Consider the following 12,580-nt stretch of genomic DNA (forward strand, 5'->3'; position numbering starts at 1 on the left):
TTTTCTTCCTCTTATTCTCTATTATCAATACTTGTTAAAATTTCTATCTGCTCCTGCAGAAAGTCATCCTTGGGATAACGCTCCAAGATCTGGTCAAAAATCTGACTGCGGACAATGTAGTCCGAATACATGTGCAATTTCATCTCATAATCTTCTAGAATCTTTTCCGTACGCTTGATATTGTCATAGACAGCCTGACGACTGACACCGAACTCCTCAGCAATCTCAGCAAGACTATAATCATCAGCATAATAAAGTTCAATATAGTTCATCTGCTTGTCTGTCAAAAGCGCCGCATAAAATTCAAAAAGGGCGTTCATACGATTGGTTTTTTCGATTTCCATAACTTTTATTATACCAAAAAAACGATTATACTGCTAGAGTAGAAGCACTTCAAATAGAGTAAGAATAAGAAAAAAAGAACCTTGCAAGGCAAGATTCTTTTAGTGTCTGACTTAAATAATTGTTCTTCTGGGAACTTAATCGAATTAAGCTTCGATTTCTGTAACCATACCTGAACCAACAGTACGTCCACCCTCACGGATAGAGAATGTAGTACCTTGTTCTACGGCGATTGGGTGGATCAACTCAACGTCGATAGTCACGTTATCACCAGGCATTACCATTTCAGTACCTGCAGGAAGTTCGATTGAACCTGTAACGTCAGTAGTACGGAAGTAGAATTGTGGACGGTAGTTGTTGAAGAATGGAGTGTGACGTCCACCTTCTTCTTTAGTAAGGATATAGACTTCACCTTTAAATTTAGTGTGTGGGTTGATTGAACCTGGTTTAGCGATAACTTGTCCACGTTCGATTTCGTCACGTTGAACACCACGAAGAAGGACACCTACGTTATCTCCGGCAAGACCTTCGTCAAGTTGCTTACGGAACATTTCAACACCAGTAACAACTGCTTTTTGAGTTTCTTCTTTGATACCAACGATTTCGATTTCGTCGTTGACACGAACAGTACCACGGTCGATACGTCCTGAAGCAACTGTACCACGTCCAGTGATTGAGAATACGTCTTCGACTGGAAGAAGCAATGGTTTTTCAGTGTCACGTTCTGGTTCTGGGATGTACTCATCAACAGTGTTCATCAATTCCATGATGATGTCTTCGTATTTAGAGTCACCTTCAAGAGCTTTAAGAGCTGAACCTTGGATAACTGGAAGATCGTCACCTGGGAAGTCGTATTCTGACAAGAGGTCACGGATTTCCATTTCAACCAATTCAAGCAATTCTTCGTCGTCTACCAAGTCAATTTTGTTCATGAAGACGATAAGGTGTTTAACACCAACCTGACGTGAAAGAAGGATGTGCTCACGAGTTTGTGGCATTGGTCCGTCAGTTGAAGCTACTACAAGGATAGCTCCGTCCATTTGAGCGGCACCAGTGATCATGTTTTTAACGTAGTCCGCGTGTCCTGGAGCGTCGATGTGAGCGTAGTGACGTTTTTCAGTTTCGTACTCAACGTGCGCAGTGTTGATAGTGATACCGCGTTCGCGTTCTTCTGGAGCAGCATCGATAGACGCATAGTCTTTAGGTTGGTTAACTGCTGAAGGCAAGCGACGTGCCAATACAGTTGTGATAGCTGCAGTCAAAGTAGTTTTACCGTGGTCAACGTGTCCGATAGTACCAATGTTAACGTGTGGTTTACTACGATCGTATTTTTCTTTTGCCATTTGAGTAAAAGCCTCCAATAAAATATATTTTATAGATAGACAGTAGGCAATACAGTCTAACTTTCCTTACTATTTTATCAAATTTCTGCTAAATTGCAAGTGTTTTACACATATTTTGTGAATTAATCTAAATCTTATCAAATCCTGTTCCTCTGCTTCTTTATGGCAATATGAATTCAAACTTATCTTTGTTTGGGAGATAATATTTTCATCAAAAAAATCAGGTTTCCCTGATTTTAATTTGATTCTGTTTTTTCCAGTTCCTTAGCTTCTTTATGGTTTTCATATAATTTCGCTAGGAACTTAGTAATTTCTTTAAAAATGGAGTAAGTAGGTACTGCTACGACCATCCCTATGACACCGTAGATATTACTTGACAGTAAGAGGAGCACCAAAATCGTAATCGGATGTACTTTCATAACTCCTCCAACGATACGTGGATAGAGAACATTTCCGTCAATCTGTTGAATAATAAGCATATAAGCAACCGCAATCAACATACGATGAGGATCCGTGAACACATTGGCAATCACCATTGGAATCAAGCCAATACTTGGACCAACATAAGGAATTAAATTTGCGATTCCAGAGAAAATAGCAAAAACTAAGGCGTACTTTAATCCGATAACGCTATAGCCAATATAAGCTAAACATCCAATAATAACCGCATCAATCGCAATTCCACTGATATAGCGCGCTATGGTTGTATTGAGATTGGTTAAAAGGCTAGAAAGATTCAATTTGTCATGTTTTAAGACGGTACGTTCCAACATTGGTAGCAACTTATGACCATCCAACAAGAAATAAATCAAGAATACAGGGGTCATAATGAGAATCAGAACTGTACTAAACAAGGCTGAAAGAACGCTTCCTAAACTGTTGCTGACGCTATTAAGGATATTCTGGAGGATATCCACATAGGAGAGATTCAGTTGTTGAATTGTTTGTTGAATATCAATATTTTGGAAGACTGGATTCATGGACAAATCGATGATCAAATCTTGTAGTCTACTATAGATGTTTTGACTAGAAATAATCAAGCTGGTCAACTGATTAATCAAAATCGGCAAGAGATAAACGACCCCCACAACGATAGCACCAATCAAGGCACAAAGAGTGACCAAGACACCTATTAGACGATTGATCTTACATCTCTTTTCTAAGAAAGTAACGACTGGATTTGTAATGTAGTAAAAAAATCCACCAAGCAAAAATGGAATCATGATGGTATTCACAACCGTCACAAAGGGAGTAATAATGGCTCCCATTTCTCTCCAAAGATAGAAAATCAGTGTTAATAATAAAATTTCAGCTGTCCAAAAAAATAATTTGTTTCTACGGAACATAGGTATCCTCCTTCTCTCTATTTTACCATATTTCTGAAAAAGATAAGATGGCTTTAGTAAAAAAGCGAGAATATTTTTTTTCTTTATGATAAAATAAAGCTAATATGAAAAAAATAATTTTATCTTTTATGACACTTTTGGTTTTTGGAACAGCTTCTACTGTTTCTGCTCAGGAGTTTGATGTTGCTGCTAAACATGCTATTGCTGTCGAGGCTACAACTGGAAAAATCCTCTATGAAAAAGATGCAAATCAGCCTGTAGAAATTGCTTCTATTACAAAACTGGTTACAGTTTATCTGGTCTATGAAGCTCTGGAACAAGGAACTATCAGCCTATCTACACCTGTTGATATTTCGGACTATCCTTACAAACTTACAACTAATTCTGAGGCGAGTAACGTCCCTATGGAAGCTCGAAATTATACTGTTGAACAGCTATTAGAGGCTACAATGGTATCCAGTGCTAACAGCGCTGCGATTGCGCTAGCAGAAAAGATTGCTGGTTCTGAGAAAGACTTTGTAGACAAGATGAGGGCTAAACTTCTTGAATGGGGAATTCAAGATGCAACTATTGTAAACACTACTGGTTTAAATAATGAGACCCTTGGCGATAATATCTATCCTGGTTCTAAAAAAGACGATGAAAACAAGTTGAGTGCCTACGATGTTGCAATCGTCGCTCGTAACCTCATCCGAGATTATCCTCAAGTTTTGGAAATCACAAAAAAACCAACTTCTACCTTTGCAGGACTTGAAATCCACTCAACCAACTATATGTTGGAGGGAATGCCTGCCTATCGTGGTGGTATTGATGGACTAAAGACAGGTACTACTGATAAAGCTGGTGCTTCATTCGTGGGAACAACTGTTGAGAAAGGGATGCGTATTATTACGGTTGTTTTGAATGCAGATCAACAAGATACCAACCCTTATGCACGTTTTACTGCTACTTCAGCACTTTTAGATTATATTTCTGCAAACTTTGCCTTAAAAACTGTCGTTCAGAAAGGTGAAGCTTACAACGATAGTAAAGTAACAGTTCTTGATGGTAAGGAAGACAATGTGACAGCTGTCGCTAAGTCAGATATTTCCATCGTCCAACGCATCGGAAGCGGTACTACACCAGCCCTCCAATTCACACCAAAATCAACATCAGAAATGGCTCCACTAGAAGAAGGAAAGGTTGTTGGTACTCTGACCTATGATGATCAGGATTTGGTCGGCCAGGGCTATCTCACTTCCGACAAACCATCTTTTGAAATGGTTTCTGAAAAGAAAGTAGAAAAAGCCTTCTTTTTGAAGGTTTGGTGGAATCAATTTATCCGCTTTATCAATGAAAAACTATAAAAAAATCGCGAATAATCGCGATTTTTTCTTTATTTCATTTCTTTAAAAGCCGCTTCTGCATCAGCGTTGCTAATAGCACCAAATTGGATTTTTCCGATTTTACCTTGACTGTCAATCAAGTATTCTGTTGGAATACTACGAATTTGGTAGGCTTGGAAGGTAGTTGCTTGCGTATCATATAGAACTGGAATATCCTTGTAGCCTTGTTCTTGGTACCATTTTGGAAAGTCTTGAACTGTTTTTTCACCTTGTAAACCAGGTGCAATGACACTCAAGATTTCAAAGTCTCGATCTTGTTTGGCAGCTAGTTCCATCAACTCAGGCATGCTTTTTTTACATGGTCCACACCAAGAAGCCCAGAATTTCAAATAGACTTTTTTGCCCTTATAGTCTGATAATTTGACCTCTTTGCCATCCATAGACTGCAGGGTGAAGTCTGGTGCATCCTTACCGACTGCGATTTGTTGTACAGCAGGTTGTTTTGGACTGCTTGTCTGTTTGGTTTCTTTTTCACCACAGGCAATCAACAAGAATAGAGACATGAGGCTCAATCCAGCAAAAATAACTTTTTTCATCTTTTTCTCCTTTTATCCAAGAATTCCTGATAAGGCATTTAACTGCCCTAGCATTAATAATAATCCCATCAAAATAATCAAAGCTCCCCCGATTTTCTTTAGTAGGATCATATGAGGTTTTAATTTACTAAAATAGGGCATAATCCAGCCCGAAGCCAGGGCCAAAACAATGAAAGGAAGGGCCATTCCCAATGTGTATACTAATGTTAACACGGCTCCTTGCCAAGCACCATTGCCACCTGAAGCTGCTAGGGCCAAGACTGAACTTAAGACTGGTCCGATACAAGGGGTCCAACCAAAACTAAAGGTTATCCCAAGTAAAAAGGCTGACAGATAGTGATTCGACTTGGATTGTTTGAAGGTGACTGTCTTTTGAACCTCCAGTTTATTGAAATGCAAGATTTCCATCTGGTGAAGACCCAAAAGGATAATGAATGATCCCATAACATAACGAAACCAGTCTGCATAGAGCATGTGCCCTAGGAATCCAGCTCCAAATCCTAAAATAAAGAAAATGAGGGAGATTCCTGCAATAAAACACAAGGTCCGAACTAATCCTGACCATGCAACGTCTCTTCCAAAAAAGCGAAAGCTTTTCGAATTTCCCTGATCATCCAGTAAAATACCAGCATAGACAGGTAGCAAAGGAAAGATGCAGGGTGAAAAGAAGGACAGAATACCTGCTAAAAAAACGGATACTAGAAATATAATCGACTCCAACGAATTACCTACTTTCTCAAAATTCTAATCCTATTTTACTACAAAAGAATAAATTTGTAAGAAGTCTGCTACGTTTATTTATTTTGACTAAATTTGACACAAAAAAAGGAGCTAAGCTCCTTTATTTTAATACGTTCCTTCTTCACCTTGACTAGTCAAAATAACAGGACCGTCTTTAGTAATCACAAACTGGTGTTCATATTGGCAAGACAGGCCACCATCTATAGTCTTATGAGCCCAGCCAGTCTTCATATCTGTATCAATTTCCCAGTCACCAGTATTGATCATGGGTTCAATGGTTAGTACCATTCCTTCACGGAGACGGAGCCCACGGCCTGCTATACCGTAGTTAGGAACCATTGGCTCTTCGTGCATAGTTGGACCAACACCATGACCAACCAAATCACGTACGACACCATAACCGCGACTTTCAGCGTATTCTTGAATGGCCGCACCGATATCACCGATGCGATTGCCAAGAACTGCTTTCTCAATCCCTATATACATAGCTTCCTTGGTCACGTCCATCAAGTTTTTCACTTCTTCAGACGGTGTACCAACCGCATAAGCCCAGCATGAGTCTGCTAAACCACCAGTATAACTTTGGGTGTATTTTTTCATTTGCTCAACATTGTTGAAGTTGAGTTTAGATACATTAAGGTCGGATTTGGCAATCGGACCTCCCAGTACCATATCAACCTTGAGCAAATCGCCATCTTTCAAGATGTAATGACGTGGAAAAGCGTGAGCTACTTCGTCGTTGAGAGAGCAACAAGTGGCATAAGGGTAATCCATGACTGCACCATCTACTCCAATCTGTAAAGGAAGGAAATTTTCCTCTTTACAACGTCGACGAACGTACTCTTCAACTTCCCACATATCCACGCCTGGCTTAATCAAATCACGTAAGCCGATATGGATACTTGCTAGGAAATCACCAGCCTTGTCCATGGCTTCGATTTCACGTGCTGATTTTAAAGTTATCATTTTTTCTCCTAGATTCTAATTAATTTTAACCGTAACATTTGCTTTTGAAACAATCTGATGCCCATGATAAATATCATAATCAATAATAGCTGAGCGCCTCGTGTGGTGAATAATACGAGCCTGAATCCGCAGAGTATCATCTATCTGTACAGCCTGCAAGAAATAAATCAACATCTGTTCAATGATGAGATTACGTCCACTATTCACAACGAGGTCTTGGGTCATATGGTTGAGGATTTCAGCCAAGACTCCATTAGCAAGAACCCCATTTTTTTCCAACATGAAGGGCTCAACAGTAATGACGACTTCATCATGATGATAAGAAAGTTTTTGCCCGATTTGCTCGGAGAAAGTCGGCAAAGCAGAAACTTGGGAACGACTCATCTTTTCCATGACATCTCGTCTTGTTACGACACCGAGTAAAGTTTGGTTACTTCTGACAACGGGAACCATCTCAAAGTCTTCTGCAATCATTCGTTGACTGACATTGGCAATATTGGTCGCTAAGCCTGTTACAAAGATACTTCGCGTCATCACCTTGTCAATCGTTGTACTGGGAGACTTGTCTCCTGCGTCACGCATGGTAACAACTCCAACAATCACTTGGTGTTGGTTAATGACTGGGAAACGACTACTTCTGTTCTTACGAACCAAGTCTAGATAGTCTTTGACTGTATCCGTTTCTCTCAAAAAACCATACTCGTGACTGGGACGATAGAGCTTCTCGACTGTCAGAATATCGGTTTTGATTTGAACATTTGAGAGAGCTTTGTTAATCATGGTCGCTACTGTGAAAGTATCATGTTTACTTCTTAGAACTGGAATCCCTTTTTTATTAGCCAACTCAAGAACATCATCTTGGACATGAAAACCACCCGTAACGAGGACTGCATTTTCATTTTCCAAGGCTAAAAGTTGAATACGAGTACGGTCACCTACAATCAAAAGACCGCCATCATGGAGATAGGACAGGATATTTTGCTCTGTCATAGCCCCAATGGAGAATTTGCTAAACTCTCTCTCCAGCCCTTCCTGACCAGCTAAAACTTCAGAGGAGGTGACTTCAGCAATTTCAGCATAGGTTAGCCTCTCAATAGCCACTTTCTGGGACTTGACTCGAATGGTTCCACTACGTGGCCGAGTTTCAACGATGCCACGATTTTCAGCTTCTTTGATAGCCCGATAGGCTGTTCCGTCACTAACACCTAGGTGATTGGAAATACTGCGTACACTAACTCTCTTCCCAATTGGTAACTCTTCCAGATAGGACAAAATTTCCTGGTGTTTACTCATTGAATTCTCCTTTTATGTATCGAAATTCAAGATAGTCCCTCATTTTTCGTGTATAGCGATCGCTCCCCTTAAACTGTCGGACGAGGCTAAAGCCCGATTTTAAGGCTACTTTTTGACTAGCTTGATTCTCCAGATGAGTGATGATGGATAATTGTTTTAAACCAAATTCTTCAAATGAAAGCTGACATAGTTTGGTAACTACTTCTGTCATATAACCTTGTGACCAAGAATCCTTTTTTAAGAAGTAACCAATTTCTGCTTCTTTTTTGATTTCATCGATTCTTTCAAATTTAATAGAGCCAATCATTTCCTGATTTCCTTGGAGACAAATTGCCCAAACACCCAGAGGATTCTTCATAAAATAGTTAGCAAGGGCGTACTGACTTTCTTCCAAACTTGCTTGACTGGGAAAAATAAACTGTAAATTCTCAGGGTTTGAAGCAATCTCGAAAAACGCTTGACTGTCACTAAAAAAGAAAGGACGCAAATACAAGCGCTCCGTTTCAAAAAAAGAAAACATTGCTAATTTGGTCCAAATATTCATAATCACCTCAACGGCTTAGTCTTCAACGAGTGTAATATCCGCTCCAAGACTACGCAATTTTTCAATAATATCTGAGTAGCCACGAAGGATAAACTCAATATTCGTAATTTCAGTCTGGCCTTGAGCCATCAAGCCAGCGATGACAAGTGCAGCACCAGCTCGCAAGTCTGTAGCTTTTACACTTGCTCCGTGTAAGTTACGACCACCGTTGTAAATAATGTGATCGTTTGTAGTCGTAATATCCGCATCCATTTTTGATAACTCAAAGACATGGTTAACACGTTTCTCATAAATCGTATCAATAATGGTTCCACGACCTTGGGCAGTTAGTAAAAGTGGCGTGATAGGCTGTTGCAAATCAGTTGCAAACCCAGGATAGGGTGCAGTTTTGATATTGATGGCTCTCAAATCGGACTGTTCTTCAACGAAGATGCTGTCTTCTGAGACCGTCATACGAACGCCCATTTCCTCTAGTTTGGCGATAAACCCTTCTAAGTGTTCATAGAGAACGTTGTTAATGCGAATTCCTTTTCCTACCGCTGCAGCAAGTGAAATATAGGTTCCAGCTTCGATACGGTCTGGGATTACTTGGTGACGAGTTCCATGAAGTTTCTCAACACCATCAATAATGATAATATCAGTTCCTGCACCACGAATATGGGCCCCCATGTTGTTCAAAAGAGTAGCAACATCGATAATTTCCGGTTCACGAGCCGCATTTTCAATGACAGTACGCCCCTTAGCTTTAACCGCAGCAATCATCGTGTTAATCGTTGCTCCAACGCTGACGGTATCCATGTAAATACTTGCGCCATGAAGTCCCTTACCTTGAGCAGATAAATTCATATTATCTCCCTCATAGCTGACCTTAGCACCCATGGCTTCAAAGGCTTTTAAGTGAAGGTCAATTGGACGAGGTCCCAGATCACATCCGCCAGGAAGGCCAACTGTAGCTTCACCAAAGCGACCTAAAAGACTTCCGTAGAAATAATAAGAAGCACGCAAGCTATTAATCTTGCCATAAGGCATAGGAATGTTTTGAACACCTCTTGGATCAATCTCCAAGACATCCTCATAACGCTTAACAGTCGCCCCCATAATCTCCATGATTTCGACAAGACTAGCAACGTCTGAAATATCTGGAACGCAATCTAAAGTGACAATATCATCTGATAAGATAATAGCTGGAATAAGCGCTACAACACTATTTTTAGCACCACTAATGGTGATCTCACCTTGCAATGGACGTCCACCATTGATGACAATTTTTCTCATGTTTTACTCTTTCAAAATTTACTAAAAAGGTCTTTTCGTTCTATTATACCATAATTTTCAGTTTTTTCCCATTCCTATTTACTAAATACCATCTCATTTTGATAAAAAAAGACCTATCACTCAAGCTTTTCAGCCTGAAATGATAGGTTTTAATGTTAGATTAACGTACTGTGCGGATACGCATTGTGTTTGTACGAACAGCTTCTCCAACTGGTACACCAGCAACGATAACGATATCATCACCAGATTGTACAAGACCTGCTTCAACTGCTTTACGTTCAGCAATTTCAAACATGTCATCAGTTGATGATGGAGTGTCTGTCAACATCGGGATAACACCCCAGTTCAACATCAATCCACGCTCTGTTAATTCGTCAAATGTCAATGCCAAGATATCAGCATTTGGACGGTATTTAGAAATCAAACGAGCTGTGTGACCAGTCTTAGTAAGAGTAACAACCAATTTGATGTTCATTGAGTTAGTAGCATCTTTAACAGCTGAAGCCATAACTTCTGTCTTAGAGTTACGTTCGAATGTATCTGAGTTTAAACGTCCGTATTCGTTAAGAAGAGTTTGTGCGTTCTTGTCAATTGTAGCCATTGTTGTTACTGACTCAAGTGGGTATTTACCGTTTGCAGACTCACCTGAAAGCATTGTAGCGTCAGTTCCGTCGATAACAGCGTTAAATACGTCTGATACTTCTGAACGAGTTGCACGTGGTTTTTCAGTCATTGTTTCAAGCATGTTTGTTGCTGTGATAACAACTTTACCTGCTGCGTTCACTTTAGTGATGATCATTTTTTGATAAACTGGAACCATTTCGAATGGTACTTCGATACCCATGTCACCACGGGCGATCATGATACCGTCAGCAGCTTCAATGATTTCATCCAAGTTATCGATACCTTGTTGGTTTTCGATTTTTGCAAACAATTGAACGTGACCATTACCAGTTTCTTCACAGATTGCACGAACTTCGTCGACGTCTTTTGCAGTACGTACGAATGAAATCGCGATGAAGTTGATACCTTGTTCCAAACCGAAACGGATATCATCGTTATCACGTTCAGCAAGAGCTGGGAAAGGAATTTTAGTGTTAGGGATGTTTACACCTTTCTGCTTAGCAATGATACCGTCATTTTCAACGACTACTTCAAATTCACGAGTTGCATCGTCTTTTGCGAAAACACGAAGACCCAATTTACCATCGTCAACCAAAACTTGGTGACCAACTTCAACATCATCGTAGATATCAAGAGCACCAGCAACGTTCAAAGCAATCACATCACGAGTTGATTTGATTCCTTGTTTAGTTGCAACACGGATTTTTTCACCAGTTTTGTAAGAGTACTCTTTTGCGTCACCTTCAAACAATTCTGTACGGATTTCAGGCCCTTTAGTATCAAGAAGGAAACCAACTTTTTTACCTGCAAGTTTCTCAGCAAGTTTAACAGTTGCCATACGCTCACCTTGTTCTTGGTGATCACCGTGTGAGAAGTTGAAACGGAAAGTGTTTGCTCCTGCTTCAATCAATTTAGCAATATTTTGAGCTGAAGCTTCAACGTCAAGTTTTTCACCCCAGTATCCGTCTTCACCGAATTTTTTACCACCACGGATTTCAACCGCAGGACCCAAAGTTGCAACGATTTTTACACGTTTGTTCATGATTTTTGTGACTCCTTTATATAATTCGACCTTTAATGGTCATTTTACCAGATTAGTTAAAGTTGATTATGACAAGTTCTTGTTCAAGTCAGAAAGTTCAAGATCAGCTTTGTGAGGGTTGTTAACGACAATTTTACCATCAGCTGTTAAGCTAAACAAAGCTCCCTCTTCTGCTGTTCCAAGAATTGGATTTTCAACCATTTTCTCGTTACGAATACCGACAGCAACACCACCGATTCCTTGTTTAAGAAGTTTAACAGCGTGTGCACCCATGCGTGATGCCAATACACGGTCACGAGCGGTTGGTGAACCACCACGTTGGATGTGTCCAAGTTCAGTTACACGAAGGTCACTAGTGTCTCCAGCTTCCTTGAGTTTCTTACCAAACTCATTCGCAGACATAACTCCCTCAGCCAAAACGATGATGTTGTGTTTCTTACCACATTCATAACCAGCTTTGATGCTTGCAACGATATCTTCCATCTTGAAGTCTTCTTCAGGGATGATGATTTCGTCAGCACCAGTTGCGATACCTGCCCAAAGAGCGATATCGCCAGCGTTACGTCCCATTACTTCAACAACGAAAGTACGACGGTGACTTGATGACGTATCACGAATCTTATCAATCGCATCCATAGCAGTCGTAACTGCAGTATCAAATCCAATTGTGAAATCAGTCCCTACGATATCGTTATCAATAGTTCCTGGAAGTCCGATAGCTGGGAATCCATGTTCCGTCAAGCGCATAGCTCCGTGATAAGAACCGTCTCCACCGATAACTACGACTCCTTCGATACCGTGTTTTTTCAATTGCTCAATCCCTTTAAGTTGGCCTTCAAGTTGTGCAAACTCAGGGTAACGAGCAGAGTGAAGGAAAGTACCACCACGTGAAATGATGTCTCCCACTGAAGCAGCATCAAGTGGATAAATTTCACCGGCAACCATACCAGCGTACCCATCATAGATACCAAAAACTTCCATTCCTTCTGAGATTGCTTGACGAACTACTGCACGGATGGCAGCATTCATACCAGGGGCGTCTCCACCACTGGTCAAAACAGCAATACGTTTCATTTGGTTTATGCTCCTTTTTCTTTTAACATTCTTACTGATTATACCACATTTAAATCGAAAATTCTTCTA

12 protein-coding genes are annotated in these 12,580 nt (G+C 40.2%); 1 reads left to right on the plus strand and 11 read right to left on the minus strand.

Annotated features, from left to right (window positions below; all coding sequences use genetic code 11):
- Positions 1 to 11: 11 nt before the first annotated feature.
- The 3 genes from HMPREF2655_RS09185 to HMPREF2655_RS09195 form a co-directional block, all read right to left on the minus strand.
- Positions 12 to 344 (minus strand): putative DNA-binding protein, encoded by a 333-nt coding sequence (locus HMPREF2655_RS09185; RefSeq protein ID WP_000402066.1) that lies wholly within the window; start codon positions 342 to 344, stop codon positions 12 to 14.
- Between the two features lie 144 nt (positions 345 to 488).
- Entirely contained in the window at positions 489 to 1,685 is a 1,197-nt protein-coding gene (gene tuf, locus HMPREF2655_RS09190; RefSeq protein ID WP_001040720.1) for an elongation factor Tu, read from the minus strand.
- Positions 1,686 to 1,921: 236 nt separating this feature from the next.
- The gene (locus HMPREF2655_RS09195; protein ID WP_000489830.1) at positions 1,922 to 3,031 is read right to left on the minus strand and encodes an AI-2E family transporter; all 1,110 of its coding nucleotides are present in this window, start codon (positions 3,029 to 3,031) and stop codon (positions 1,922 to 1,924) included.
- 104 nt (positions 3,032 to 3,135) lie between these two features.
- On the opposite strand from HMPREF2655_RS09195, the gene pbp3 reads away from it, so the two are divergent.
- Positions 3,136 to 4,377 (plus strand): D-alanyl-D-alanine carboxypeptidase PBP3, encoded by a 1,242-nt coding sequence (gene pbp3 / locus HMPREF2655_RS09200; RefSeq protein WP_002874503.1) that lies wholly within the window; start codon positions 3,136 to 3,138, stop codon positions 4,375 to 4,377.
- Positions 4,378 to 4,406: 29 nt separating this feature from the next.
- Here pbp3 and sdbB read toward each other — a convergent pair whose 3' ends face one another.
- The 8 genes from sdbB to pfkA form a co-directional block, all read right to left on the minus strand.
- A complete protein-coding gene (sdbB, locus tag HMPREF2655_RS09205; RefSeq protein ID WP_000755591.1) occupies positions 4,407 to 4,952 on the minus strand; it encodes a thiol-disulfide oxidoreductase-associated lipoprotein SdbB in 546 nt (181 codons plus the stop codon).
- 12 nt (positions 4,953 to 4,964) lie between these two features.
- Complete coding sequence (gene ccdA2 / locus HMPREF2655_RS09210; RefSeq protein ID WP_045591534.1) at positions 4,965 to 5,672, minus strand: thiol-disulfide oxidoreductase-associated membrane protein CcdA2; 708 nt, start codon at positions 5,670 to 5,672, stop codon at positions 4,965 to 4,967.
- A gap of 126 nt (positions 5,673 to 5,798) precedes the next feature.
- Entirely contained in the window at positions 5,799 to 6,659 is an 861-nt protein-coding gene (locus HMPREF2655_RS09215; protein WP_000631554.1) for a methionyl aminopeptidase, read from the minus strand.
- Positions 6,660 to 6,674: 15 nt separating this feature from the next.
- Positions 6,675 to 7,952 (minus strand): CBS-HotDog domain-containing transcription factor SpxR, encoded by a 1,278-nt coding sequence (gene spxR / locus HMPREF2655_RS09220; protein ID WP_070838683.1) that lies wholly within the window; start codon positions 7,950 to 7,952, stop codon positions 6,675 to 6,677.
- Positions 7,945 to 8,496 carry a GNAT family N-acetyltransferase gene (locus HMPREF2655_RS09225; RefSeq protein ID WP_070838685.1) on the minus strand — a complete coding sequence of 184 codons (552 nt, stop codon included), beginning with the start codon at positions 8,494 to 8,496 and terminating at the stop codon, positions 7,945 to 7,947. Before HMPREF2655_RS09225 ends, spxR begins: the two co-directional genes overlap by 8 nt.
- 15 nt (positions 8,497 to 8,511) lie before the next feature.
- Positions 8,512 to 9,771, minus strand: a complete 1,260-nt coding sequence (locus HMPREF2655_RS09230) for a UDP-N-acetylglucosamine 1-carboxyvinyltransferase (RefSeq protein ID WP_049500611.1) — start codon at positions 9,769 to 9,771, stop codon at positions 8,512 to 8,514.
- A 160-nt stretch (positions 9,772 to 9,931) separates the two neighbouring features.
- Positions 9,932 to 11,437: a pyruvate kinase gene (pyk, locus tag HMPREF2655_RS09235; protein WP_049500613.1), complete on the minus strand. Its 1,506-nt coding sequence runs from the start codon at positions 11,435 to 11,437 to the stop codon at positions 9,932 to 9,934.
- Between the two features lie 66 nt (positions 11,438 to 11,503).
- Positions 11,504 to 12,511, minus strand: a complete 1,008-nt coding sequence (gene pfkA, locus HMPREF2655_RS09240; RefSeq protein WP_049500615.1) for a 6-phosphofructokinase — start codon at positions 12,509 to 12,511, stop codon at positions 11,504 to 11,506.
- Positions 12,512 to 12,580 lie beyond the last annotated feature (69 nt).

It is taken from the genome of Streptococcus sp. HMSC066F01 (assembly GCF_001837335.1).
GTDB lineage: Bacteria > Bacillota > Bacilli > Lactobacillales > Streptococcaceae > Streptococcus > Streptococcus oralis_S.